23 protein-coding genes and 1 tRNA gene are annotated in these 25940 nt (G+C 68.3%); 11 read left to right on the top strand and 13 right to left on the bottom strand.

The window, feature by feature from the left end; all coding sequences use genetic code 11:
* Positions 1-30 precede the first annotated feature (30 nt).
* From HDA45_RS17295 to HDA45_RS17270, 6 genes are all read right to left on the bottom strand, one after another.
* Entirely contained in the window at positions 31-717 is a 687-nt protein-coding gene (locus HDA45_RS17295; RefSeq protein ID WP_184896570.1) for an HAD-IA family hydrolase, read from the bottom strand.
* A gap of 95 nt (positions 718-812) precedes the next feature.
* Positions 813-1208, bottom strand: coding sequence for a PPOX class F420-dependent oxidoreductase (locus tag HDA45_RS17290; RefSeq protein WP_184896568.1), 396 nt, complete (start codon positions 1206-1208; stop codon positions 813-815).
* Between the two features lie 13 nt (positions 1209-1221).
* Positions 1222-1617 carry a PPOX class F420-dependent oxidoreductase gene (locus HDA45_RS17285; RefSeq protein ID WP_184896566.1) on the bottom strand — a complete coding sequence of 132 codons (396 nt, stop codon included), beginning with the start codon at positions 1615-1617 and terminating at the stop codon, positions 1222-1224.
* Positions 1618-1645: 28 nt separating this feature from the next.
* Entirely contained in the window at positions 1646-2116 is a 471-nt protein-coding gene (ispF, locus tag HDA45_RS17280; protein WP_037318231.1) for a 2-C-methyl-D-erythritol 2,4-cyclodiphosphate synthase, read from the bottom strand.
* A gap of 166 nt (positions 2117-2282) precedes the next feature.
* On the bottom strand, positions 2283-2918 hold the full coding sequence (locus tag HDA45_RS17275; protein WP_184905733.1) for an IspD/TarI family cytidylyltransferase: 636 nt from the start codon (positions 2916-2918) through the stop codon (positions 2283-2285).
* A 74-nt stretch (positions 2919-2992) separates the two neighbouring features.
* Positions 2993-3484 (bottom strand): CarD family transcriptional regulator, encoded by a 492-nt coding sequence (locus tag HDA45_RS17270; protein ID WP_005165253.1) that lies wholly within the window; start codon positions 3482-3484, stop codon positions 2993-2995.
* 297 nt (positions 3485-3781) lie between these two features.
* Here HDA45_RS17270 and HDA45_RS17265 point away from each other — a divergent pair, with 297 nt between their 5' ends.
* Positions 3782-4516, top strand: a complete 735-nt coding sequence (locus HDA45_RS17265; protein WP_184896564.1) for a copper chaperone PCu(A)C domain-containing protein — start codon at positions 3782-3784, stop codon at positions 4514-4516.
* A 147-nt stretch (positions 4517-4663) separates the two neighbouring features.
* The gene (gene radA / locus HDA45_RS17260) at positions 4664-6022 is read left to right on the top strand and encodes a DNA repair protein RadA (RefSeq protein WP_184896562.1); all 1359 of its coding nucleotides are present in this window, start codon (positions 4664-4666) and stop codon (positions 6020-6022) included.
* 6 nt (positions 6023-6028) lie between these two features.
* Here the strand turns inward: radA and HDA45_RS17255 are convergent, their stop codons facing one another.
* Positions 6029-7180: a CU044_5270 family protein gene (locus HDA45_RS17255; protein WP_184896560.1), complete on the bottom strand. Its 1152-nt coding sequence runs from the start codon at positions 7178-7180 to the stop codon at positions 6029-6031.
* Positions 7167-7796, bottom strand: coding sequence for a sigma-70 family RNA polymerase sigma factor (locus HDA45_RS17250; RefSeq protein ID WP_184896558.1), 630 nt, complete (start codon positions 7794-7796; stop codon positions 7167-7169). Before HDA45_RS17250 ends, HDA45_RS17255 begins: the two co-directional genes overlap by 14 nt.
* A gap of 158 nt (positions 7797-7954) precedes the next feature.
* Between HDA45_RS17250 and HDA45_RS17245 the strand changes: the two genes are divergently transcribed.
* Entirely contained in the window at positions 7955-8614 is a 660-nt protein-coding gene (locus HDA45_RS17245; protein ID WP_184896556.1) for a C39 family peptidase, read from the top strand.
* 98 nt (positions 8615-8712) lie between these two features.
* Complete coding sequence (locus HDA45_RS17240) at positions 8713-9669, top strand: glycoside hydrolase family 6 protein (protein WP_184905730.1); 957 nt, start codon at positions 8713-8715, stop codon at positions 9667-9669.
* Positions 9670-10107: 438 nt separating this feature from the next.
* On the opposite strand, the gene otsB is transcribed toward HDA45_RS17240, so the two are convergent.
* The 3 genes from otsB to HDA45_RS17225 all read right to left on the bottom strand — a co-directional run bounded on the left by otsB (position 10108) and on the right by HDA45_RS17225 (position 15777).
* On the bottom strand, positions 10108-12636 hold the full coding sequence (gene otsB, locus HDA45_RS17235; RefSeq protein ID WP_184896554.1) for a trehalose-phosphatase: 2529 nt from the start codon (positions 12634-12636) through the stop codon (positions 10108-10110).
* A gap of 42 nt (positions 12637-12678) precedes the next feature.
* A complete protein-coding gene (locus HDA45_RS17230) occupies positions 12679-14130 on the bottom strand; it encodes an alpha,alpha-trehalose-phosphate synthase (UDP-forming) (RefSeq protein WP_343072089.1) in 1452 nt (483 codons plus the stop codon).
* Positions 14131-14211: 81 nt separating this feature from the next.
* Complete coding sequence (locus tag HDA45_RS17225) at positions 14212-15777, bottom strand: threonine/serine exporter family protein (RefSeq protein ID WP_184896546.1); 1566 nt, start codon at positions 15775-15777, stop codon at positions 14212-14214.
* Between the two features lie 161 nt (positions 15778-15938).
* On the opposite strand from HDA45_RS17225, the gene HDA45_RS17220 reads away from it, so the two are divergent.
* Together HDA45_RS17220 and HDA45_RS17215 are read left to right on the top strand one after the other, a co-directional pair.
* On the top strand, positions 15939-17510 hold the full coding sequence (locus tag HDA45_RS17220) for an alkaline phosphatase D family protein (protein WP_246480732.1): 1572 nt from the start codon (positions 15939-15941) through the stop codon (positions 17508-17510).
* A gap of 44 nt (positions 17511-17554) precedes the next feature.
* A tRNA-Thr gene (locus HDA45_RS17215) sits at positions 17555-17627 on the top strand.
* Here HDA45_RS17215 and HDA45_RS17210 read toward each other — a convergent pair.
* Positions 17601-18266 carry a helix-turn-helix domain-containing protein gene (locus HDA45_RS17210; protein ID WP_184896545.1) on the bottom strand — a complete coding sequence of 222 codons (666 nt, stop codon included), beginning with the start codon at positions 18264-18266 and terminating at the stop codon, positions 17601-17603. The genes HDA45_RS17215 and HDA45_RS17210 overlap by 27 nt on opposite strands.
* Before the next feature lie 149 nt (positions 18267-18415).
* Here HDA45_RS17210 and HDA45_RS17205 point away from each other — a divergent pair, with 149 nt between their 5' ends.
* The 4 genes from HDA45_RS17205 (at position 18416) to HDA45_RS17190 (ending at position 23485) form a co-directional block, all read left to right on the top strand.
* Positions 18416-19297, top strand: coding sequence for an FG-GAP repeat domain-containing protein (locus HDA45_RS17205; protein WP_184896543.1), 882 nt, complete (start codon positions 18416-18418; stop codon positions 19295-19297).
* Positions 19298-19443: 146 nt separating this feature from the next.
* The gene (locus HDA45_RS17200; RefSeq protein WP_184896541.1) at positions 19444-20235 is read left to right on the top strand and encodes an ArsR/SmtB family transcription factor; all 792 of its coding nucleotides are present in this window, start codon (positions 19444-19446) and stop codon (positions 20233-20235) included.
* Positions 20236-20276: 41 nt separating this feature from the next.
* The gene (locus HDA45_RS17195; protein WP_343072087.1) at positions 20277-21047 is read left to right on the top strand and encodes a DUF3800 domain-containing protein; all 771 of its coding nucleotides are present in this window, start codon (positions 20277-20279) and stop codon (positions 21045-21047) included.
* Between the two features lie 278 nt (positions 21048-21325).
* Entirely contained in the window at positions 21326-23485 is a 2160-nt protein-coding gene (locus HDA45_RS17190) for a terpene synthase family protein (RefSeq protein ID WP_184896539.1), read from the top strand.
* A 3-nt stretch (positions 23486-23488) separates the two neighbouring features.
* Here the strand turns inward: HDA45_RS17190 and HDA45_RS17185 are convergent, their stop codons facing one another.
* Positions 23489-24676, bottom strand: coding sequence for a beta-1,3-glucanase family protein (locus tag HDA45_RS17185; protein ID WP_184896537.1), 1188 nt, complete (start codon positions 24674-24676; stop codon positions 23489-23491).
* 304 nt (positions 24677-24980) lie between these two features.
* Between HDA45_RS17185 and HDA45_RS17180 the strand changes: the two genes are divergently transcribed.
* Positions 24981-25604 (top strand): sigma-70 family RNA polymerase sigma factor, encoded by a 624-nt coding sequence (locus HDA45_RS17180; RefSeq protein ID WP_184896535.1) that lies wholly within the window; start codon positions 24981-24983, stop codon positions 25602-25604.
* Positions 25605-25940 lie beyond the last annotated feature (336 nt).

The following is a 25940-nucleotide window of genomic DNA, read 5'->3' as shown; positions in this document are numbered from 1 at the left end:
GTCCGCGTGAGCGACGTCGCAGTGACCGTATTACAGCACGTTATGGGTACGCAGAGCGCCGAGTAGGGCGTCCGGCCGCTCCGGCGTCGGCAGCGGCTCTACCAGCGCGAACGCGCAGCCGATCTCGCGTGCGGCGCCATCGGCCTCCTCGCTGTCGCCCACCATGAGCGTCTCCGCCGGGTCGACACTGAGCCGCTCGATGGCCGTCCGGAAGATCTCCGGCTCCGGCTTCACCGCTCCGACCTCGAACGACAGGATGAACTCGTCGACGAAGGCGTCCCAGCCCCAGCGGCTGAAGGCGGGCCGGATGTCGAAGGCGATGTTGCTCAGCACCCCGACCTTGACTCCCTTGCCGGAGACGCCCTTGAGCACGGCCTCGGTGTCCGGGTACGGCGTCCACTGGGTGGGATCGATCAGCCGGGTGTAGAGCGCGACGGCCTGGTCGGCGTGCGGGACCCCGGACTGCTTGAGGACCTCGAGGTACACCTTGCGGTGCAGTACCGGGTCGCGGTCGCGGTTGTGCCAGGCGTGCAGATGCTCCTCGTCGAGATCGACGACCTGGCCGACCGGTGCGGTCATCCGGCGCATCAGTTCGGTCTGGGCTTCGAGGTCGAGGCTTTCGCCGGAGTGGTCGGTGAGGTCGGCGAGCCAGGTCTCGTCCTGCTCGAGCCGGAAGACCGTGCCGGAGAAGTCGAACAACACAGCGCGAAAGGTCACGAACCCCACATTAGCCACGACAGCGGGGTCCTGGCCTCTTTCCGCGTGTGAGATGAACGGCCCGATCCCGGCGGGGCCGGGCCGTTCGTCTCACGTCAGGCGGCGTTGCCGGTGATCTTGGTGGGCGTGATGCGGACCAGCACGCGGACGACCTCCGCCGGCTCGTCCGGGTAGTCCTTGCCGAGGTACTTGTGCGAGAGCTCGTTGATCAGCTCGCGGCCGCCCTCGTCGGTCATCTCCACGGTCCCGCGGATCTCGGCGTAGTCGTACGGGTTGTCCTGGTCGAAGACCGAGACGGACACGCGGGGGTCCCGTGCCATGTTCCGCTCCTTGAGACGGCCGCGGACGGTCGCGAAGACGATCGTGTCGCCGTCCCGCTTCGCCCACAGCACGGACGTCTGCGCGGAGCCGTCGGCGTTGAGGGTCGCGAGGACCGGGAAGTTGTTGCCGTCGAGGAGTTTCTTGGTCGCGTCGTTGAAAGTCACACCCATGCCGAAAGCCTAATCAACGGACGTTCCCGGCGATCCGATCGACCCGCAGCCGGACGATCACCCGCTCGACCTCCGGGCCTTCCGCCGGCGGGTCCTGGCCGAGGTACTTGTGGCTGAGCGTCTTCGGCAACGTCTTGTCCGGGTCCGCCGTGATCGTGACCGTGCCGCGCAGCTGCGTGTGCCGGTACGGGTTCTCCGCGTCGGTGATCGACACACTGGCGCGAGGGTCGCGACGGAGGTTTCGCACCTTCAGCCTGTCTTCGGTGGCGCTGAAGACCAGATCGCCGTCCTCGAGGCCCACCCAGATGACCGAGGTCTGCGGGCCGCCGTCGGCGTCCAACGTGGCCACGGTCGCGAAGTTCTTGCCGTCCACCAGTGCACGGACCGGCTCGGGAAGTGTGACTGCCATGACTGCCCGAACCGGCTCCCGGAGTGGGCTATTCCTGGGACGGCAGGAGCAACGCTGTCGCGAACGCCGCGATGCCTTCACCGCGGCCGGTCAGGCCGAGCCCGTCGGTCGTCGTCCCGGAGACGCTCACCGGCCCGCCGACGGCCTCGCTCAAGACCTTCTGCGCCTCTTCGCGGCGCTTCCCGACGCGCGGCGCGTTGCCGACGATCTGGACGGTCGCGTTCCCGACGGTCCAGCCGCCCGCCTCGACCAGGCGCCGCGCCTCGGCGAGGAACTCGACGCCGTGTTTGCCCGCCCACTTCGGATCGCCCGTGCCGAACACCGCGCCGAGGTCGCCGAGCCCGGCCGCGGACAGGAGCGCGTCGCACAACGCGTGCGCGGCGACGTCGCCGTCGGAGTGTCCCGCGCAGCCGTCGACGCCGGGCCAGAGGAGACCGGCGATCCAGCATTCGCGGCCGGCTTCGATGGGGTGGACGTCGACGCCATTGCCGATCCTCACAGGGTTTCCTCTTTTCCCGCCGAAGCGCGCGACCGCGATCGCGTCGCCATGGCGCACGTTGGTGACTTACGAGCGGGCCCGGGGAAGGCGCCCTGCCGCCGCGATCGCGGAGCCTGCCGGCCGCACGCGCGCTCTTCTGCCCACTTGAGCAGCGCGGCGCGAGTGATCACAGGGTTTCCTCTTCTTCTCCGGCCACTGCGATCGCTTCGGCCAGCTTCAGTTCGAACGAAGTGGTGACGCGCATCGCATCGGGATGCCCGGCGACGGTGTGCGCGCCGTCGAGAGACGGTTTATCGACATACGAGAGAAAAGTCTCACGAGTGAAGCCGAGCGGGGTCTGCGCCGTACGCAGGTATGCGCGGTCCTCCGTGCCCGTGATCACCTTCGCCGTGTCGGTCACCTTCACGGTGTCCGCCATCGGTAGTACGGGAACCACGAAGGGGGCGCCCGCACGGACAGCGTCCGCGACGGTACGGACCGTGTCCGCGGGAGTGAAAGCGCGCAAGGCGTCGTGCACGAGGAAGACCGGATTCCCGGCGATCTCTTTTTCGACGGTGTCGAAAGCGTGTTTGAGCGACGGGCCGGGTACTATCCGGCAACGCTCTTCGAAGCCGAGCAAAGCGGCCGAAAACAAATGAGCACACCGCTCGGGGGCCGCCACGACCACCAGATCGAGATCCGGCAGAGCGAGCAGCCCCCGCACAGTGTGCGTGAGTAGAGCTTCACCATTGACCGGCGCGAGAGCGAGCTCCGCGTCGGAGGCATGGTGTCGAACGGCAGTGACGAACACGATTGTGCTCATATGGATTGTGCTCATATGTGCGCGATCGTAGAGGTATCCCTCGCAGCCTCACCTGGCGTGGGACACCCGCCGGTTCAGACTGCCGCGGTTTCCAGAACTTCGTCGAGGAGGACTTCAGCCTTGTCCTCGTCGGTGCCCTCCGCGAGCGCGAGCTCGCTGACCAGAATTTGCCGCGCCTTCGCCAGCATGCGCTTCTCGCCGGCTGAAAGTCCGCGGTCCTTCTCTCGCCGCCAGAGGTCGCGCACCACTTCGGCCACCTTGTTCACATCGCCGGAGGCGAGCTTCTCGAGGTTGGCCTTGTACCGACGAGACCAGTTAGTGGGCTCTTCGGTGTGCGGAGCACGCAGAACGTCGAAAACCTTGTCCAGTCCTTCTTGCCCGACGACATCACGAACACCGACGATCTCGGCGTTGTCAGCGGGCACGCGAACCGTAAGATCCCCTTGCGCGACTTTGAGGACGAGGTACTTCTTCTCCTCGCCCTTGATCACGCGGGTCTCGATGGCTTCGATGAGTGCGGCACCGTGGTGCGGGTAGACGACGGTCTCTCCGACCTTGAAAACCATGTGTCCTCTGCCCCTTTCGCTGAATTCATCTTAGCACGTGCCGACGAGGCCCACCTAGCGGCCCGCGATCGTCGTCGCAGGTCAGCGGCCTGACGGTGGTCCGCCCGGGGGTTGACAAACCCAATTCGCCCATGCTCACGCTGGTGAGAAGCGAACGATTTCCAAATCCTTTGTGGACGGTTGATCTTGGGCACGTCACCGCATTGGTGGCGTGTCAACACGCACCGGGTTCTCCGCCCGCGAAGTCGCCCGGCTAGTCTTCGCGGTGAAGAGGCCGTGACATGGAAGGACTCCGACGTGAGGCTGCAGAATCGTCGCGTGTTCGGCGCAGGTGTGCTGGCGCTCGGCGCCGCGCTCGTGCTCGCCGGCTGCGGTGCTGGTCAGATCACCCAGACCGACTCGCAGCAGCCCGCGGTCAACGGGACGTACGCGCAGGCGAAGGAGCTGGTGCTGCGGAACGCCGCGCTCCAGTTCCCGGAAGAGGGCCAGGCGTACCCGGCAGGTGCCGCCGTGCCGCTGACGCTGACCATCGTGAACCAGGGCAAGCAGGACGACGAGCTCGTCTCGGTCTCCTCCGAAGCCGCCACCGGTGACGCCAAGATCTCGGGCGCCAAGGTCGTCGTCGCGAGCCACGCGCTCGTGATCGGCCCGTCCGACGCGGTCGAGTCGACCAAGGAGGTCGCTCCGACGAGCGCCCCCTCCTCCGCGCCCGCCTCCTCCGGTGCGCCGTCGTCCTCGGGTGCCCCGTCGTCCTCAGGAGCCCCGTCGAGCAGCGAGTCCGGCGCCCCGTCGTCGAGCGTCGCCGGGACGGTCACGCCGTCCGTGGGCCCGGAGCAGCCCACCGAGGTGGGCAAGGCCACGATCGTGCTGCAAAGCCTGAAGCAGCCGCTGTGGGCGGGCCAGACGATCAAGGTCACTTTCGTCTTCAAGAACTCCGGTTCGGTCACGCTGGACCTGCCGGTCGCGGCGCCGTCGCATCCGGGCAGCCGCGAACCCGCGCCGGAGAAGGAAGCCAAGGGCGGCGGGCACTAGGTCTCCGTAGACGGGCTGAAGGGGCCCTTCACCGCATCTCATGCGGTGAAGGGCCCTTTTCGCTGCGTCCCATGCGGGGAAAGGGCCTTTCGGCTCCCAGGTCCGTCGCTGCCGGGGTTTGTCGGTGGTGCCCGCTAGCCTCGCGGAGTGGTCAAGAAAGGCAGCACCTACCGCTGCGGTGAATGCGGGTACGAGGCGCCGAAGTGGGTCGGGCGCTGCCCCGAGTGCCAGGCATGGGGAACGATCGAGGAACGCGGCGACGCCCGTCCCGCGATAGCCAGGGTCGCCGCCGGCGCGCCCAGCGCCCCGGCACGCCCGATCGGCGAGGTCGACGTCGAGACGGCCCGTGCCAAGCCCACCGGCGTCTCCGAACTGGATCGCGTACTCGGCGGCGGGTTCGTGCCGGGCGCGGTCATCCTGCTCGCCGGGGAGCCCGGCGTCGGCAAGTCGACCCTCCTGCTGGAGGTCGCCTATCAATGGGCGGCCACTGCGGGACGCGCGCTGTACGTCACCGGCGAGGAGTCGGCGGGGCAGGTGCGCCTGCGCGCCGAGCGCACCGGCAACGTCCACGACGAGATGTTCCTCGCGGCCGAGAGCGACCTCTCCGCGATCCTCGGCCACGTCGACGCGGTCAAACCGGGCGTCCTGATCGTCGACTCGGTCCAGACCATGGCCTCGCCGCAGGTGGACGGCGCCCCGGGTGGGGTCACCCAGGTCCGCGCGGTCACCTCCGGGCTGGTCGCGCTGGCCAAGGAACGCGGGCTGCCGATCGTGCTGGTCGGTCACGTCACGAAGGACGGCTCGGTCGCCGGGCCGCGTGTGCTGGAGCATCTGGTCGACGTCGTCCTGCAGTTCGAGGGCGACAAGCACTCGACGTTGCGGATGCTGCGCGGGATCAAGAACCGCTTCGGCGCCGCGGACGAGATCGGCTGTTTCGAGCTGGTCGAGGAGGGCATCGTCGGCGTGCCCGACCCGTCGGGACTCTTCCTGAGTCATACCGCCGAGCCTGTCGCGGGCACCGCCGTCACGGTGACCATGGAGGGCAAGCGGCCCCTGCTGGGCGAGGTACAGGCCTTGGTTTCGGACACCCAGGCACCCCAGCCCCGGCGCGCGGTGAGCGGCCTCGATTCGGCACGGGTCGCGATGGTGCTGGCCGTGGTGGAGAAGCGGGCGGGCCTCAAGGTCGGCAACAAGGACGTCTACGTGGCGACGGTCGGCGGCATGAAGATCACCGAGCCCGGCATCGACCTCGCGGTGGTGCTGGCGCTGATCTCGTCGGCGACGGACACCCCGCTCTCACCCAAACTCGTCGCGATGGGCGAGGTCGGGTTGTCGGGTGAGGTGAGGCGGGTGCCGAGCGTCGGGCGGCGGCTCGCGGAGGCCGCCCGGCTCGGCTTCACCTACGCGCTGGTGCCGCCGGACTCCGGCAAGATCCCGCCGGGTATCCGGGTACTGGAGGTGGGAGACGTCGGAAGCGCGCTCAACGCCGCCAAACATGCCCACTAACGCGCCTTAGGGGCCGTTCACGTCGGTGATCACCACCGAGATCTTCGTGTCGAACAAGGTCAGCCCCGGCCAGTCCTCTTTCTCGTCATGGGGCCGGACGGCGCGGCTCCCGACGACGGCCGCCGTCGCCAGGTCGACGATGAACGTGCGAGTCTGATTCGGCAGCACGACCGAAAAGGACAGCGCGGGCCGTCCGTCCGAAGTGGTCATGCTCTCCGTGGCGATGCCGGACATCCGCGCGAGCGCTTGGCACAGTGCCACCCGCTGCGCGCCGAAGCCCTGGGACGAGCGGAGGACGTTGAAGGCCATCTCGAACATCTCGTGTGGCGAGTTCGGCTGTTCCGCCGGGCGGCCGTCGCGCCAGACGCCGTCGTGACGGATCCTCTCGGCCATCTTCGCCGGATCGATCGGCAGTTCCGTGAGGAACGCCGTGGTGGGGTCCGTCCACCCGCTTTCGGACGGCAGGCGATCCCGGGGCGGGATGGCGGGCGGCGGCACGGAGGTCGTCGTGGCCCGCGGCGGTGGAATCGACGACGTCGTGGTGCTCGGCGACTCCGGGCGTTCCTCCCAGGTGACCGAGGACGGGGCCGGGATCGCGTCCCCGGCGGCCTTCGCCGTCTGGTAGTCACCCTTGATCCAGCGGATCTCGCCGGTTCCGGTGAAGCGCGCCTTGGACGGAACGTAAGTGTTCGGGCCCAGCCAGCGTTCGAGGATCTCGTGGGTTTGGTAGACCAGCCCGGACTTCGTGACGCGTGTGGTCCAGGTGGATTCCGTGGCGAGCCGGTACTGACCTTCGCGAAGCGGGAAGTTGTCGCCGCGAAGGGCTTTGAGCACGTCATCGCCCGGGGCGAGGACCGAGTGGGCCGCGGGGTCCTGGCCGCCTTCGCCGACGAAGGCGTTCGTCGCCACGATCCCCCCGCCGGACACCAGCGCCGCGGCGGCCGCGGCCGCGATCCATCGCCACGAGCCCGGCCGTTTTTTTACCGGGGGCGCTGTCGCCGGGTGGAGTTCTTCTTCGACCTCGCCCGCGGCGCGCAGGAGCGCGGCCCTGGCCCGGGACAGCTCGTCCTGCCGGGTTTCCGGCTCGGCGTGGAGTTCGGCCAGCGCCTCGTCGAGTTCGGCCTCCGACCACACCTTCCTGATGTTACCGCCGTGCACTTTCGCCCTCCTCCTCGTGACTCGATTCGTCCTTTGTGGACTCCGGCGCGTTGGCGCGCAACCATCTTCGGATCCGGTGCAGCCGGGATCTGACCGTTCCGGCGGGGATGCCCAGCGCCTCGGCGACTTCGCCGGGGTCCAGGCCCGCCCAGGAGACCAGCAGCAGGGTGTCGCGGTCCGCGACGCTCAGTTCGGCCAGCGCGCCCGCCAGCTGGGCCGCGCGGGACTGCGCGTCGACCCGTTCGGCGACGCGGCCGTCGTGCCCGGCCGTGACCACCTGGTCGGTGGCCGCGAGCCGGGCCGTCGCGGCGAGCGCGCGGGTCTCGGTGCGGACGTGGTGCCGGAGCAGGTTCGTCGCGATGCCGTAGAGCCATGCCCGCGCCGTTCCGGCCTCCGGACGGTACGTCTCCCGCCGCCGGAGAGCCACGAGGAACGTCTCGGCGACGAGGTCGTGCGCGGTTTCGGTGCCGACGCGGCGGGCGAGATAGCGCTGCAGCGGGGCCGCGTGGGCGTCGAAGAGCATGCCGAAGACGGGAGCGGGATCGGGACCGCCGAGATCCGGCCTGTCCAGTCCCCGCGAGCCTGCCTGCTCGTGATCGTTTCTCATCACCTGCACGATCGCTCTTGCCCGATGACCCCTCGAGCGTTCATCCGATCCTACTTTCGTCGTGGGCCACTCGGGGAAAGCGCAGGTGGAGATCAAGACAAAAGCCTCGCGAGGCGCGATCCTGTTCACTATTCACCAATGAAAAGTGAAACTGGGGAAGGATTACCATGCGCAGGCTCAGGTCCGCGGTAATCGCCGCGCTCGCGGCGTCCGCACTGATCACCGCTCCGGCGGTGGCCGTCGCTCAGGACAAGTACGTCGATCCCGGCTTCGTGAACTCGATGGCGCCGCCCGCCAAGGTCGAGGGCGTCAAGGCGGCCGCCGAACTCAACATCCAGTACCAGATCCAGGAGACCGGCTACTGGTGCGGCCCGGCCGCCACCCGGATCGCCATCTCGGCCAAGAACGGCAACCCGCCGAGTCAGCAGCAGCTCGCGAACGAGCTCCCGACCAGCACCAACGGCACCGACTGGATCGGACAGGTCACCCGCGTCCTCAACAACCACGTCGCGGGCGGCTGGTACGAGACCAAGGAGATGCCGAACGACCCGCCGTCACAGGCGCAGCGCGACCTCCTGTGGCGCGACATCGTGCTGGACGTCGACAAGGGCTACGCGCTCGTCGCCAACATCGTCGCCCCGGCGAACAACCACCCGCCGGGCTACCCGAACTACACGATCTACCACTACTTCACGATCATCGGCTACAACAGCGACAACATGACGGTGAAGATCGCCGACCCGGCCAACTTCGGCGGCAACCAGATCTACTGGCTCACCTTCAACCAGCTCGCCACCCTGATCCCGCCGAAGGGCTACTCGGCCTGATCCCCTCGCGTTTCGTCCTCTGCTCGCGGTAGCGCGTTCAGAGGACGAAACGCGAGGGTTGTACGAATCTTGTACAAGTGATCGAGAAGCTGGTGGGCATGCGCATCAAGACGCTCGGTCTGCTGGCCGCCTCGTTGCTGGCCCTCATCGCCTCGCCGGCCCAGGCCGCCGACGGCAACCCCCTTGAGAAGACCAACGGCTTCTACGTCGACCCGAACTCCAACCCCGCGGTCTGGGTGAAGGACCACCCGGGCAGCACCGCCGACAAGATCAAGGCCGCCATCTCCACCAAGGCGGGCGCGCGCTGGTTCGGCAACTGGAGCGGTGACGTCAAGAAGGCCGTCGACGGCTACACCTACGCCGCCGACGTGGCGGACAAGCTGCCGATCCTGGTCGCCTACAACATCCCCGGCCGCGACTGCGGCGGTCACTCCGGTGGCGGCGCGGGCAGCCCGGCGGCGTACAAGACCTGGATCTCGAACTTCGCCGACGGCATCGGCGGCAAGCCCGCGGTCGTCATCATCGAGCCGGACGCCCTCGCTCAGGTCGACTGCCTGCCCGCCGGCGAGCGTCAGACCCGCCTCGACCTGCTCAAGTTCGCCGCGGAGCAGTTCGCCGCGAAGGCCCCGAACACCTGGGCCTACATGGACGGCGGCAACTCGACCTGGATCCCCGCCGCCACCATGGCCGACCGGCTCAACGCCGTCGGCGTGAAGTCGATCCGCGGTCTCGCGATCAACGTGTCGAACTACAAGACCACCACCGACTCGGCCAACTACGGCAAGGCCGTCAGCGCCGCGCTGTCGAGCAAGTACGGCTACACCAAGCCGTTCGTGATCGACACGAGCCGCAACGGCAACGGCCCCAAGGGTTCCGAGTGGTGCAACCCGGCCGGGCGCAAGCTCGGGACGCCTTCGCAGACCGGCGGCGGCGCCGAGATGCTGCTGTGGGTCAAGGTGCCCGGTGACTCCGACGGCAAGTGCGGGATCGCGCCGAACGTCGAAGCCGGGCAGTTCAGCTCCGATCTGGCCCTGCGCCTGATCAGCGGGACCTGACCCGCCCTCGAACCCGTCGCGCCGGCTGTTCGTCTGTGACCTTCGTTCTCCCGAGAAGGCGAAGGCCACGACCCCTTGGACTGCAGCCGGCGCGACGACTCCACCGTTGCGAAGGGGCCCTTCACCGCGTGACATGCGGTGAAGGGCCCCTTCGCGGCGTCTGGCTCGGGGACCGCTCCCGCGCTGTCGAGGTGTCGCGAAAGCCACTTCCGGGACATCAGACGTCCCGAAAGTGGCTTTCGCGACACGCGGTCGTGGGGGAGGCAGCGGTGAGCGCCAGACCGTCGCTCGCCAGGGAGCCGACCCGCTGGGACACGTCGCGAAAGCCACTTTCGCAACCTTCAACGTTGCGAAAGTGGCTTTCGCAACGCCACCTGCCCCCAGTCCCGGCACGAAACCTGAACGCGCGTGAAGGGGGCCTTCACGCGCGAAGTGACGTTACTGGGAGAGCAGGTTCGCGCAGCGGATCAGCCCGATGTGCGAGTACGCCTGCGGGTGGTTGCCCAGCGAGCGTTCCGCGATCGGGTCGAACTGCTCGGGCAGCAGACCTGTCGGGCCCGCGGCATCGACGATCTGCGTGAACAGTTCCTCGGCCTCGGTGCGTCGCCCGGTGAGCAGGTACGCCTCGATGAGCCAAGCCGCGCAGATGTGGAACCCGCCCTCACCGCCGGGAAGCCCGTCGTCGCGGCGATACCGGTACACGGTGGACCCGCTGCGCAGTTCCGCCTCGATCGCCGTCACCGTGGACTGGAACCGCGGGTCGGCCGGATCGATCAGGCCGGTCAGCCCGACGAACAGCGACGCGGCGTCGAGGTCCGTTCCGTCATAGGCGGTGGTGAAGGCCTGGACCTCTTCGTTCCAGCCCTTCTCCAGCACGTCGGCGGAAATCTCGTCACGCAGCGAAGGCCACGCGCCCGGTACCTGACGGCCGTAGACCTCGCCCAGTTTGATCGCCCTGTCGATGGTCACCCAGCACATCACCCGCGAGTACACCCGGTGGCGCGGTACGTGCCGCTCCTCCCAGATGCCGTGGTCCGGCTCGTTCCAGCGCCGCGTGACGGCCTCGGCCATCGCGCGCACCATCTGCCAGTCTTCGTCGCGCAGTTCGCCGCGCGCCTCGGCCAGCGTCCGCACGAGTTCGACGACCGGGCCGAAGACGTCCAGCTGCACCTGGTGGTTCGCCAGGTTGCCGACGCGGACCGGCCGCGAACCGGCGTACCCGGGCAGCGACTCGATGACCGCTTCGGCGCCGATCACGCTGCCCGCCAAGGTGTACAGCGGGTGCAGCCGTTCCGGACCGGCCAAAGTGGACAGCACGCCGTGCAGCCAGCGGAGGTAGCCCTCCGCCTCCTCCGTGGAGCCGAGGTGGACCAGTTCGCGCACGGTCATGGCCGCGTCGCGGATCCAGCAGTACCGGTAGTCCCAGTTGCGGACGCCGCCGATCTCCTCCGGCAGCGACGAAGTCGCCGCCGCGAGCACGCCGCCGGTGTCGGTGTTGACGAGCCCGCGCAGCGTCAGCGCCGAGCGGCCGACGAGGTCGGTCTGGACGCTGGGCAGCTTGAGCGTCTGCGCCCAGGTGCTCCAGTAGTCGCCCGCGCGGGCGCGTCGCTCCACTTCGGACAGTTCGTGCGCGCCGAGATCCGAGGTGCCGCAACGGAGTTCGAGCACCACCGGGTTCTCCGGGGACGGGGTGACGAGCGCCGTCGCGGTGTCGTTCATGCCGTCGGAGGTGATCTCCCATTCCACGCCGGGCGAACGCAGCGCGAACGGCTCCGAGGTGCCCTGCACCAGGAGCCCGTCGTCGTGGGCGACCAGTTTCACCGGCACACCACCGAATTCGGGCCGGGGCGCGAACACGATCTCCGCCGCCGCCTCACCCGAGATCACCCGGACGAGATCCGTGCGGTGCGCGGGGCTCTCCGGCTCGATGTAGTCGGTGACGAGCAGCCGCGACCAGCGGGTCTCGACCGTCATCGTGTTGGGCAGGTAGCGCTGCCCGAGCGGCAGGCCGTTGCGGTGCGGTTTGATCGAGAAGTGCCCCGCGCCGGCGCCGCCGAGCAGATCCGCGAAGATCGCGGGCGCGTCGGGGCCGGGGTGGCACAGCCAGGTCAGCCGGGCGTCCGGCGTGACGAGCGCGACCGAACGTTCGTTGGCCAGCATGGAAAGCCGCTCGATCGGCGGCGCCTGCTCGCCGTAGAGCCAGTTGCGGCGCTCTTCGAGCAGGAAGGCGAGCGCCATCGCGACGTCGACGGTGTCCGGGACCCGGTACTGCGCCAGGCTTTCGCCCTCGCCGACCTTCACGCCGAGGTCCGGCCCGGAGATCCGGGCGAACGCCTTCTCGTCGGTGACGTCGTCGCCGAGGAAGATCGCCGCCGTCGCGCCGACCTGGTGGCGCAGGGTGTCCAGCGCGCGGCCCTTGTCCGTCTGGACGACCGCGAGCTCGACGACCTCCTTGCCGTCCGTGGTGGAGACGCCCTCCCAGTTCGAAGGTCCATTGTGGACATCGCGGAGGACGCGGCGGCCCGCCTCGTGCTCGGCGCGGCGGACATGCACCGCGATGCTCGCGGGCTTGACCTCGAGCGAAACACCCGGCACGTCGAGCACCAGGTTCTCGAGTTCGGCTTCGAGCCGTCTGTGGAGCTCACGGGCTTTTTCGTCGAGCGCGTGGATGAAGCCGATGTCGAACTCGGACCCGTGGCTGCCGACCAGGTTCACTTCGGCGGGGAGACGGGACAGGGTGGCGAGATCGCGCAACGCGCGGCCGGAGATGACCGCGGTGGTCGTCTCGTGCAGGCCGGCCAGCGACCTGAGCGCGCCCACCGATTCGGGCAGCGGCCGGGCTTCGTCCGGGTTGGCCGTGATCGGGGCCAGCGTGCCGTCGTAGTCGCAGGCGACCAGCAGCCGCGGGGTCCGCGCGACCTGGACAATCGCGCGCCGGAGCTCGGCGGGCAGTGCCTCGGCGGTCAACGATTTCTCCTCGGGAACTATGCGGGGTATGGGGGAAGTCTCTCAGTCGGCCGGTTCGGCACCGAGCGCTTGGAGGAACGAGCGCGCCCAGCGGTCGACATCGTGCGTGAGGACCTGACGACGCATGGCGCGCATACGGCGGCGTCCCTCTGCGGGGTCGAGCGTAATGGCAGTCTCCAAGGCGTTCTTCACCCCGTCCAGGTCATGCGGGTTGACCAGGAGCGCACTGGTCAGCTCGGCCGCGGCGCCGGCGAACTCGGACAGTACGAGCGAGCCGCCGAGGTCGTGGCGGCAGGCGACGTACTCCTTGCAGACGAGGTTCATCCCGTCACGCAGGGGAGTGACCACCATGACATCGGCCGCGGAAAAGAACGCGGCCAGTTCGGTCCGGTTCACGGACTGGTGCAGATAATGCACGACCGGGTGACCCACGCGGGCGAATTCACCGTTGATTCGCCCGACCATCTGCTCGATGTCGCCGCGCATCCGCTGGTAGTGCTCGACGCGCTCGCGGCTCGGCGTGGCCAGCTGGACGAACGTGACGTCCTCCGGGCGGACGCGGCCTTCGTGCAGCAACTCGTGCAGCGCCTGCAGCCGCAGGTCGATGCCCTTCGTGTAGTCGAGCCTGTCGACGCCGAGCAGGACCTTCTTCGGATTGCCCAGATCGCGCCGCAGCTGGGCGGCGCGTTCGGCGACACCCTTGGTCTTGGCGAGTTTGTCGAGGCCGATGGCGTCGATGGAGATCGGGAACGCGCCGACCCGCACCGTCCGGTCGCCGACCTGCATCAGGCCGGGGCGGGTGCGGATGCCGACCGCGCCGCGGCTGGATTCGAGGCCGGCGAGCTGCCGGGCCAGCCAGAGGAAGTTCTGCGCGCCACCCGGTCGGTGGAAACCGACGAGGTCGGCGCCGACCAGGCCGCGGACGATCTCGGTCCGCCACGGCATCTGCATGAACAACTCGACCGGGGGGAACGGGATGTGCAGGAAGAACCCGATCCGGAGATCCGGGCGCAGTTCGCGCAGCATCGCGGGGACCAGCTGGAGCTGGTAGTCCTGGATCCACACGGTCGCGCCCTCGGCGGCGACCTTCGCGCTCGCCTCGGCGAAGCGCCGGTTCACCCGGACGTAGGACTCCCACCAGCTCCGATCGAAGACCGGCCGCGCCACCACGTCGTGGTAGAGCGGCCAGAGCGTCGCGTTGGAAAAACCCTCGTAGTAGTCGCGGACGTCTTCCGACGTCAGGGAGACCGGGTGCAGGACCAGGCCGTCGTCGTCGAATTCCTCGACCTCGACGTCGGGCACCCCCGGCCAGCCGACCCAGGCGCCCTTGCGGGATCGCAGGAAGGGTTCGAGCGCCGACACCAGCCCGCCGGGGCTCGCCGTCCAGCGCCTGCTCCCGTCGGCGGTCCGTTCGAGGTCCACCGGAAGCCGGTTCGCCACCACGACGAAGTCCGCGGAAGCCGTTCTGCCTGTCTCGAGATTGCCGTCGTCCACCAGCCGCTCCCTCAAAATCGCGGGTCGCTGCCCTAGGGGAAACCCTATCGCGCGCCCGCGCGACGGCCGGTCGTCGCGCGATCACTCCAAGCGTCGCTCGGCGGGTTCCATCGGGCCCGCCATCCGAGGTCCGGCGAATTTGCGTTCGAGCCTGCCGAGGCCCGTGCGCACCGGCTGCGCGAGGTATTCGCCGAGGACCACACCCGCTGCCAGGGCAAGCCCGATCGCGACCGCGGTCATCAGCGTCGAGATGTTCCCGCCGGGCTCGACGCCCAATTGGTATAGACCACGATAGGTGGAAAGACCGGGGAGCAGGGGCGTGATGCCGGACACAGCCACCACGAGCGGCGTCACCTTGAGCCGCCTGGCGAGCACGCCGCCGCAGAACCCGACCAGCGTCGCGGCCATCGCGGAAGAGCTGACGGCTTCGAAATCGGTCAGCATCAGCGCGCCGTACACCGCGCCGCCGATCGCGCCCGCCGCTCCCGCGACGATCATCGCGCGCAGGGTCGAATACGAGGCGAGCGCGAAGCACGCGGACGCGCCGATGCTGCCGACGATGATGATCGGCAGATCCTGCGGTGTCGAGGAGATGACCTCGGGCAGCGGCGTGAGCGGCATCTTGAGCAGGAGCGCGATCTTCAGGGCGAGCACCACGCCCGCGATCAGCCCGGCGCTCATCAGCGCGGTTTCCATCGTGCGCCCGGCCGCCGTGACGTAGTAGCCGGTGATGGCGTCCTGCACGGCGGAAACCGTGGAAAGACCGGACAGCAGCACGGTGACGGCCGCCGCGACGACCAGCGTGGGTTTGTTCGTGGTGAGCAGGTCGCTGCTGACTATCGCCATCGCGGACAGGGTCGCGACCAGGCCGCCGATCACCTGCTGGAAGAAGAACGGCAGCGCGTAGCGGTTCAGGAAGCGGCCGAGCCGGTCGATGACGGCACTGATCACCATCGCGACCAGCGCGACGTCGATGCTGCCGCCGAGGATCAGGGTGATGAACCCGGCCAGCCCGCCCCAGGCGGCCGTGGCCACCCAGCGGGGGTACGGGTGCGGCGCGGTCGTGATCCGCTGGAGTTCCTGCTGGGCTTCTTCGGCACCGATGTTCCCGCGGACGATCCTGCGGACCAACGTCTCCGTCTGGGTGAGCCGTGTGTAGTCGAGGCTGCGGGACCGGACGACGCGCAGCGCCGTCACCGGTGCCATGTCGGTGCCGCGGTGGCAGGTCACCGTGATCGACGTGAAGATCACGTCGACCTCGCAGTGCGGGAGGCCGAGCGCGGAGGTCAGCGCGATGATCGTCGCCGTGACGTCGGAGGCGCCCGCGCCGCTCGACATCTGGACCTCGCCGATGCGCAGGACGAGATCCAGGACGAAGTTGACCGTCGTGTCGTCGGGCGGCTTCGGGCCCATCGTCTCTTCGCCGTCGACGGCGGGCTGTTCGGCCGTCGGGGCTTCGAGGATCTGCCAGGCGCGGCGGCGCAGCAGGTTCGGGCGGTGCGAACGAGCCTGGTGGATCGATCGCTCACCGTCACGCTGGCGCGGCGCCTCCAGCAACCATTCGCCGCGTTCGGGTGTTTCGTCCTGGTTCCTGTCGTCACCGCGTCTGCCGTTCCGGGCCCCCTTGGTGTGCTCGTTGATCTTCATGATCGATCCACCTCCTCACTCTGTCCGCTCGGTTGTTTCAAGAGACTTTCCCGAGGACCATCGGGCCCGGCGGCCCGACCGTTGCAGGTAACCCGAAGTGGCGTCCACCACGTCTGAGCAAGATCATCGCGGCTTCGCCGGTTTACGGCACACTGCATGCCATGGCGTCCTCTTTGAGCAGGCGTTCCGCCCTTCGCGCGGCCGGGGTCACCGCGGCCGGAACAGCGGCGACGTTCACCCTTTCGGGTGCATCTAGCGGGGCGGAGGCCCCGGTTTTCGCGCACGGGGTGGCCTCGGGCGACCCGATGCCCGATTCGGTGCTCCTCTGGACCCGGGTCACCCCCTCGGCCGAAGCCGTTCCGGGATCCGGAAAAGGGCCGTCGGTGGAGGTCCGGTGGGAGGTGGCCGAGGACGCCGGATTCGCGCGCGTCGTCGCTCGCGGTCACCTCCGGACCGGGCCCGAACGCGACCACACGGTGAAGGCGACGGCGGGCGGGCTGTGCGCGTCGACGGCGTACCACTACCGGTTCACGTCGGGCGGGAAGGTCTCGCAGACCGGGCGGACGCGCACCGCGCCCGCGCACGAAGACGACGTCGCGAGGCTGCGGTTCGGGGTGGTCTCGTGTGCGAACTGGGCTGTCGGTCACTTCGCCCCCTACGGCTATCTGGCCGGCCGCGACGATCTTGACGCCTTCATCCACCTGGGTGACTACCTCTACGAAGGGAATCCCAATCCTGCGAATGATCTCCGGCCCTCGGTACCGCCCAACGAGTTGATCACCCTCTCGGATTACCGGCGGCGGCACGCGATGTACAAGACCGACGACCACCTTCGGCGGCTGCACGCGCGGCATCCGATGGTCGCGACCTGGGACGACCACGAGGCCGCGGACAACGCCTGGTCCGGCGGTTCGCCCTCGCACGACCCGGCGACCGAAGGCGCCTGGCGCGACCGGATGCGGGCGGCGCACCAGGCGTACTTCGAATGGATGCCGGTGCGGCATCGCGGCGACCGGCTGTACCGGCGGCTGAAGTTCGGGAAACTGGCCGACCTCACCATGCTGGACCTGCGGTCTTACCGGACCGAGCAGCCCGATCCGGCGGAGGAGTCGGACGGCACGATCCTCGGCGCCGAGCAGCGGCGATGGTTCCTGGAGGGCCTGGCGCGCGGGACGGCGTCGTGGAACGTGATCGGGAATTCGGTGATGGTCACGCCGATCAAGGTCCCGGTGCTGCCCAGCCGCGAACGGCTCGCGCTCGGCGACCTCCTCGACGGCCAGCCGACCACGGTCAACACCGACCAATGGGACGGCTACACCGCCGACCGCCGCCGGGTGCTGGACGCCGTCGCCGCGCAAGGCCGCGGCAACACCGTGTTCCTGACCGGCGACGTCCACTCGTCGTGGGCGAACGACGTGCCCCGGGACGGGACGAGCGTCGCCGTCGAGTTCGTGTGCCCGTCGGTCACCTCGGACAACATCGACGAGCAACTCGGCGTCCCGCCGCGGACGGGCTCGCTGAAGGTCGAGGCCGCGATCCGCGCACTGAACCCGCACGTGCGCTTCGTGGAGCTCGATTCGCACGGCCCCGGCGTCCTCGAAGTGACGCCGGACGCCGTCCGGATGAACTGGTACTACGTCGCCGACCGCCGAGACCCGGCGACCGCCGTGACTTTCGCGCACGCCTTCCGGGCCGTGGCAGGCGAGCCCTGGGTGCGGCCTGCGGAGGGCTGAGCGGGCGCCGATATACTGGGCGTGCCCGGGCTGTCCCGGGCAAGGCCGCTATAGCTCAGCTGGTAGAGCATCTGTCTTGTAAACAGAAGGTCAGGGGTTCGAGCCCCCTTGGCGGCTCAAGATCGAATTTCGGCGGTCCCGGTCATCCGTCGCGGACTGATTCACGAGTGCCGCGCTCAGGGTCCTGGCGGTGCGGGCGACGGCGTCGGACACCGCACCGGGCGACCGCGGCACGGCGATCACGGTCGCGATCGAACCGACCGTGCCGCCCGTCGGCAACCTGACCGACGCTTCGGCGACGACGAGGCCGTGCTCGGCCTGCCAGACGGGGGAGAAGCGGCCGATCCGTTGCGGCACTGTCGATCCCGGTCGTAAGAGAAGGTCGTGCTCCGGCCGGATGAGGCTGGCGGCGGCGATCAGGATGCGCCCGTCACACGGTACGGCGAGTACCGAACTGGCCCGGGTGGCCGCGGCCAGCTCGCGGAGCCTGCCGCGGGCGAGTTCCAGCAATCGTGGATACGGCTGCCACGATTGGCCGAGCCGGAATGCCTGCGCGCCGACGCGATAGCGGTTTTCGCTGCGCTGGACAACCTCCAGTTCGGTCAATTGCTCGAGTAAACGGTGTGCGGTCGCTTTTGGCAGTGAGCAGGAATTTGCCAGCTGAGTCAATCCAGCTTCACCTTGATGTCGTATCAGCGCATCCAATAGGGTGAAAGCGCCGACGAGGACGCTTCTTGGTCTTTTCTTTGTCTCCATTGAAATCCCCTCCCTCGGTCCGTCAGACGGAACCCTGACTGACAATGTGGTGCCGCCGGTGTCAGACTGCAACTGCCCCGGTCCTTATCTTCGGCCAAGCGGAGCGAACTGGGAAGAGTGAATCCATCGAACGGAAAGGGTTCCGGAAAATGCGAAGAATTATTCGGCCTGCGACGGCGCTGGCGGGTCTGCTGGCGGGTCTGCTCGTAATTCCACCGGTGGCGGGCGCGGACGACGCCGATGTCGCTGTCACCGCCTCGCCCGCATCGCAGAAACCCGCCGCGGATTTCGACGGCGACGGATTTGCCGACAAGGCGGTTTGGCGTCCTGGCAACGGTGTCTGGTACGTGATTCGCAGCAGCAACGGCAGTGTGGCGACTCGGCAATGGGGTGTCTCCGGTGACGTGCCGGTGGCCGCGGATTACGACGGTGATCATCTGGCCGACTTCGCCGTGTGGCGCCCGAGCAACGGTATTTGGTACATCATCCAGAGCAGTACCGGTACCGTCGTGACCCAGCAATGGGGAACGCCCGGCGACATTCCGCTGACCGGCGATTTCAACGGTGACGGCCGCTCGGACTTCGCCGTCTGGCGCCCGAGCAACGGCGTCTGGTACGTGCTCGGTATCGCCACGGTGCAGTGGGGTGTGGCCGGTGACGTCCCGGTTTCCGGTGATTTCAACGCGGACGGCAAGACGGATTTCACCGTCTGGCGTCCCAGTGACGGAGTTTGGTACGCGCGGGGAATCGCGACCCAGCAGTGGGGGATCGCGGGCGATATTCCGGTGGCGGGTGATTTCAACGCGGACGGCCGCTCGGACTTCGCCGTGTGGCGGCCGAGCAACGGTGTCTGGTACGTGCTCGGTATCGCGACCCAGCAGTGGGGGGCGGCGGGCGACGTTCCGATGGCGGGCAATTTCGGTGGCGATCCGCGGGCGGACTTCGTGGTGTGGCGTCCGGCGAACGGCGTCTGGTACGGCCTCAACCTGTTCACCACCCAGTGGGGTACGCCGGGGGACATCCCGGTCTGAGTGTCGGCGGCGAGAACTTGGCCGATGAAGGAGCCGGGACGTTCCCCGTCCCGGCTCCTTCGTCGTGCGGTCGTTCCTTGACATGCAGCCTTCTGGCTGCCTAACCTGTAAAGGCAGCCGTGAGGCTGCATATCAGGGAGACCGAAATGGACGACGTGTTCAAGGCGCTGGCCGACCCCAGCCGTCGCCGGTTGCTCGACGACCTGAACGCCCGCAACGGCCAGACCCTGCGCGAGTTGTGCGCGGGGCTGGACATGGCGCGGCAGTCGGTCAGCAAGCATCTGGCCGTGCTGGAGGCGGCCAATCTGGTGACCACGGTGTGGCGTGGCCGCGAGAAGCTGCATTACGTGAACGCGGAGCCGATCAACGCGATCGCCGAGCGCTGGATCGACCGGTATCACCGAGGCCGGGTCGACGCACTCGCCGACCTCAAGCTGGCATTGGAGCAAGAACCCATGGGTACCACCGAATTCGTCTACACCAGCTACATCAGGACGACACCCGAGCGCCTCTGGAAGGCGTTGACCGATCCGGTCTTCACCAAGCAGTACTGGGGCTGCGAGTTCACTTCGGACTGGAAGCCCGGCTCGACGATGGCCTGGGAGCAGCTCGGCGTGAAGCTGGAGGATTCCGAACAGGTCGTGCTGGAGTCCGATCCGTACCGGCGGCTGTCCTACACGTGGCACACCTTCACGCCGGAGTTCGCCAAATCGGTGGGGCTCGACGACGACGTGTCGGCGAAGCTGCAGGCCGAGTCACGGTCGAAGGTGACGTTCGACCTCGAACCCGTCGGCGACACGGTGAAGCTGACCGTGGTCCACGACGGTTTCGACGAGGGCAGCACCGCGCTGGAGATGGTCAAGGGCGGCTGGCCGTCGATCCTTTCGAGCCTCAAGACCCTGCTCGAGACGGGTGCGCCGCTGCCCGAACCCGCGTAAGTGGGTCGACGTCGCCGGTCGCGTCGGGCAGTATCCGCGGCGTGCCCCTGGAGATCGCTTGCGACGAGTCCGGGTCCGAGGGCGAGAAACTGATCGGCGGGCAGACCGACGTGTTCGCGCACGCGGGTGTCCGATTGAGCCTCGACGAGGCCGCGGCCTGCCTGGTCGAACTGCGGCGCAGGATCCGCTCGCCGGCCGTCGAGTACAAGGCGAACCACCTGCTCCGCACGAAGCACCGGCGGGTCCTCGAATGGTTCCTCGGCCCGCTGGGCCCGGTCCACGGGCGTGCGCACGTGTACCTCGTGGACAAGAAACTGCTGCTGGCGAACGAACTCCGCGGGCTCCTCGGCCTGGACGTCTCGCCGGACGACGAACTGCTCGCCGCGTTCAACGACGTGCTGCGGACCCGGAACCGCCGGGATCCGGCGGCGGGGTCGTTCTTCGCGATGGCCGGGGACACCGGGGAACTGCGGGCGAAGGTCGCCGAGTTGCGTGACGCCAAGGTCCTCGATCCGCTGGTGCCCGCGATCCTCCGCGCCGTCGGGCGCTGGAGCGAGGACGGCGAGTCGGTCTTCCTCGTCCACGACGAACAGCCGTCGCTCAGAGGGGAGCGGCTCACCGAAATCGAGTCGAGTCCGGGATTGGCCGGGCTCGAGTTCGTCGACTCGAGGACGGACGCGCGGGTGCAGGTCGCCGATTTCCTGGTCGGCGTCGCGCGGCGCATCGCCGAGGACGAACTGAACGGGAACGGTGACGCGGTCTTGACCGGCTTGCTCGCGCCGTATGTCGACTCGAAGTCCCTCTGGAACTGAGCCCGCGACGGTGGGGTGTGTGGAAATAGGGACGTTGAGTGTCCCTATTTCCACACACCCCTCACCGTCGCCGACGCCCGCCCGCGTCCGCGTCGCGGGACGGAGATGTCTCGTGTCCTGGTCGTCACAGGTCCGGTCGTGACCGCCAAGGGGAATCGAAGGCTAACGAACTGATTCACTCCGTGGTGCGCCGAATCGCTCGGGTGGCCGTTGCCCGGCGCGGCGGGCGGCTGGAAATGTCGAGACGTATTCGACGTCCGTCCGGAAGGCAGTCGCAGATGCAGGCATTCACCTTGCCCGAGTTCTACGTTCCGCATCCGGCGCGGATGAACCCGCACCTGGAAGCCGCGCGGACGCACAGTATGGCCTGGGCCAGGCAGAAGGGAATGCTCGATTCGCCGTCTCCCGGCGGGGGCGTCGTCTGGACCGAGCAGGCGCTGGCGAAGATGGACTACGCGCTGCTCTGCGCGCACACTCATCCGGACTGTGACGGGCCGTCCCTCGATCTGGTCACGGATTGGTACGTGTGGGTGTTCTTCTTCGACGACGATTTCCTCGCGCAATTCAAGTACACCCGGGACATCGAAGGCGCGAAGGCTTATTTGGACCGGCTGGAACTGTTCATGACCGGGCCGGGGGAAACGTCGCCGGAACCCGGGAACCCCGCCGAAGCCGGGCTCGAGGACCTTTGGGCGCGCACCATTCCCTCGATGTCGGAAGCGTGGCGACGGCGTTTCGTCACCAGCACGCACAACCTGATGGTCGAATCGCTGTGGGAACTGGACAACATCGACCGCGGCCGGATCGCGAACCCCATCGAGTACATCCAGATGCGCCGCCGCGTCGGCGGGGCGCCGTGGTCGGCGAACCTGATCGAGTACGCCGTCGGCGCCGAAGTGCCGGACGAGATCGCGGCGACCAGGCCGATGGAAGTCCTGCGCGACACCTTCGCCGACGCCGTCCACCTCCGCAACGACCTCTTTTCCTACCAACGCGAAGTGCGTGAAGAGGGCGAGAACTCCAACGCCGTCCTGGTCCTCGAAAAGTTCCTCGATTGCCCGACGCAGGAGGCCGCCGAGCTCACCAACGACCTGCTGACCTCGCGGTTGCAGCAGTTCGAGAACACCGCGCTCGTCGAGGTGCCCGCGTCGCTCGCCGAACACGACGTCTCGCTGCCCGGGCAGATCGCGGTCGGCCTGTACGTCAAAGGCCTGCAGGACTGGCAGTCCGGCGGCCACGAATGGCACCGCCGGTCGAGCCGGTACATGAAAGAGGGCACCGGGTCGCCGTGGCTTTCGCCGAACCGGCTGGGCCTCGTCCAGCGGACGCGGCAGCAGGCGCCCGCGCCGCATCCGAAGGTGGGACGGCTGCCGTTGCCGGAATTCCGTATGCCGTACCCCGTCCGCACCAGCCCGCATCTCGCCGCCGCCCGCGAGTACGCGCCCGGCTGGGCGCGGGAGATGGGCATGCTCGGCGACGGCGCGATCTGGGACGAGCGCCGGTGCCGCGCCGCCGACCTGGCGCACTGTGCCGCGATGATCCATCCCGACGCCGACCCGGACCGGCTCGAGCTGTCCACGGGCTGGCTCACGTGGGGCACCTACGCCGACGACTACTTCCCCCTGGTCTTCGGGACGAAGAAGGACCCCGTCGCGGCGAAACTGTGCAGTGACCGCCTTTCCCTCTTCATGCCGCTCGACGGCGAGCGGGTGCCCGAGGCCGCGGATCCGATCGAGCGTGGGCTCGCCGATCTCTGGAACCGCACCGCGGGACCGCTGAGCCCGCACGCGCGCGCGGGGTTCCGGCGGGCTGTCGAGAGGATGACCGCGAGCTGGGTCTGGGAGGTGGCGAACCGGACGCAGAACCGCGTCCCCGACCCGGTCGACTACGTGGAGATGCGGCGGCGCACGTTCGGCTCCGATCTCACGAAGAGCCTCGCCCTCCTCGAACTCGGCGACGTCGTGCCGCCGGAGCTCTTCCAGAACCGCGTGCTGTTCGAACTCGACACCGCGGCGCAGGACTACGCGGCCTTCTCCAACGACCTGTTCTCGTACCAGAAGGAGATCGAGTACGAGGGCGAGACGCACAACCTCGTCTACGTCGTCGAGCGGTTCCTCGCGGTGGACCGGATCGAAGCCCGCGACATCGCCGCCCGGCTGATGAACGCGCGGATGGAACAGTTCGAGCAGCTCGCGGACGAGGAGCTGCCGCGGATGTGCGACGACCTCGGGCTCGACGACGAGGTCCGCGCGGTGTTGACCAGGTACGTGGACAACCTGAAGGACTGGATGTCCGGAATCCTGGAATGGCACCGGAACTGTGCCCGGTACACACCGGAGGAGCTGGAGCGCGCCCACACTCCCGAGCCGCCGTCGTTCTCGCTCGTGCCGAGCGGGATCGGCTTCTCGGCCTGGCGGATCGGGAGTGCGGCGCGCTGAGCCCTAGAACGCCGTCAGGATGATCCGCGCGGTGCGCGGATCCCCGTCGTGCACCAGCGACTCGAAATGCCCGACGTCGTCGAAGGCGAACCCGTACGCCTTGCCGTCGACCATCTGCTCGTGCACGATCCGCGAGTAGTGGTCGGTCACGGACTGCTTGTAGAACTGGCCCGCGTCATACGTCGGCTGCGTGTGCAGGGAGCCGAGGGTCGACCGGTGCAGCGCCGCGCACAGCGTCCGCGCGATCGGGCCGACGACCTGGTCGTTCGGCGCCTGCAGCCGCCCGTCGCAGTTGAAGACGTCGCGGGTGCTCGGTTTGCCGAAAGAGGCCACCGTCGCGCCCGAGGTGTTCGTGAACCGCATGACGTCGTCCCCGCCGGTCCGGCCGGTGAACTTCTTGCCGGGTTCGGCTTCGAACGGGACGACGGTCAACGGCGTCGACTTGTAGGTGTTCCAGGCGTTCGTGACGTAGCCGTCGAAGTAGTTCCCGCTGAACTTGCCGGAATCGAGGCCCTTGCCCGGCGCGAGGACCCGCAGCCGGTTGTACGCCAGGTTCGAGAAACCGGACTGCCCTTGGATCGCGTTGAAGATGTTTTCGCGGCCGCCCGCCTTGAGGCGCCCGGCCTCTTTGTTCACCCCGGCGCCGTTGGTCAGCCCGACGGCGTGCGGGACGCTGAACATGTCCACCTGCGAGCTGTTGATGAACAGTCCGCCGTTGTCGTAGGTGAACTCGCTCCAGTCGAACAGGATGTCGCGGTTCGGGTCGCCGCCGGCCCACGGCGCCGGCTGCACCAGCCCGTCCGGGGTCAGGAAGAACTTGATCTTCTGCCCGAACGACATGTAGACGCGGCCCGAGAGCATGCGCGGGATCCGCAGCGTGGTCGAGCCGCCGTTGCCGGGGCCCGCGATCGCGACGTCCGGCGCGGGGCTCGGTGGGTTCGCGCCCGGCGGCCACGGGGTGAAGGCACCGCCGGAGTTGACGTAGCCGAGCCTGCCGGTGTTGAGGTTCGTGCCGAGCACGTAGAGGTAGACCGCGTCGGAGCGGTTCGAATTGTTGGTGACGGTGAGCGGCAGCGGATCGGGACCGGCGGCGACCGCGGTGGGTGCCGCGAGGGTCACGACTCCGGTGACCAGGGGGAGAACGACCGCCAACGCGGTCAAGACGCGCCGGATCTTCTGACGGATGCGCACAGTGCACTCCTCGGCTGAATCCCGCCGCGGGAGCGCGAACGCGCCGCGGCGGTGCTTGCGGATGTCGGCCGGGGGCGCGTTCCCGGCCTGGGTGTGACCTTGGCGAGGGGTCTCAGCACGGAAAGTTACGTCCCGGGCCGCAACATGTCTAGACCAGCAGTGGGAATCTGTCCGGTTTCGCGCCGGGGCGGACAATTTGTCTCGGACGTTCGTCGATTGAGGTGGCCGGATATCTCGACTACCGTGGTCGGCGTTCCGTCCTGGACCCCGGCGGCCGGGTTTTCTCATCCGTGGGGAGCGGGGCATGGACGGCGGCGATTTTCCGGTGCGAAGAACCGGCGGCGGTGAGACGTGGATTTCGCCTGCCTGCTGGGACGAACTGGCCAAGGCCGCGGCGAACGGCGGGCCGCAAGGCATGGACGACCTCATGGCCGCCCTCTCGCCGTGGGCGAGGCAGTACGCCGAATCCCGCCTAGGCGGCCATGAATTGACCTATCTCGAACCCGCCGACGTCGCGCAGGAGATCTGCCTCGCGGTCTTCGTCGCGGTTCCCGGGTACGGCCTGCGCGGAGGTTCTTTCCTGTTCCTGATGCGCGCCATCGCGGCGAACAAGGTCGCCGACGTCTTCCGGAAGGCGGCGCGGAGCAGGCAGATCCTGACCGGCGAACTCCCCGAGCATCCGGCTGTCGCGGCGGACGAGCCCGAGCAGCGCGCCCTGCGGACCGAACTCGGGGTCCGGCTCGGCAAACTGCTGCGGATGCTGCCGGTCTCGCACCGGGAAGTGCTGGGAATGCGGGTGATCGGCCAGCTGACGTCGAACGAGACGGCGGCGGCGCTCGGCACGACGTCATCACGCGTGCGAGTGACCAAACACCGGGCGATCAGCAGGCTGCGCGCCTGCGCTCAGCGCCAGGACGCCTTGAGCTGAATACGGATCAACAGCCGGAGCAGCGGATTCTCCCGCTTGGTCCGGGTTTCGAGAATGCGAACGCACATGGCCCCTCCAGAGCTCGCTGACGAGCGCCGTTGCCGAGGACCAGGACAAGCGGACGTGAGTCCCACCCTAGGCGCGGACCAGGGAGCCGAAACCGGCTGAACGGACGATTGGAGCCCGCCTGAGCCGTTCCGACGAAGGTGATTCAGCTCATCGGACTACTGCGTTGGTGCCGAAGAAGTCGTTGCGAGGACGGCAAAGAGACGAAATCGTGAGAGAATGGCCGTGGCGCGCGCAAACTGTCCGCGCCGTTCGCCCTGGCCCCGGCGG

It is taken from the genome of Amycolatopsis umgeniensis (genome assembly GCF_014205155.1).
Lineage (GTDB): Bacteria > Actinomycetota > Actinomycetes > Mycobacteriales > Pseudonocardiaceae > Amycolatopsis > Amycolatopsis umgeniensis.
This window is presented reverse-complemented; position numbering and strand designations above follow the sequence as displayed.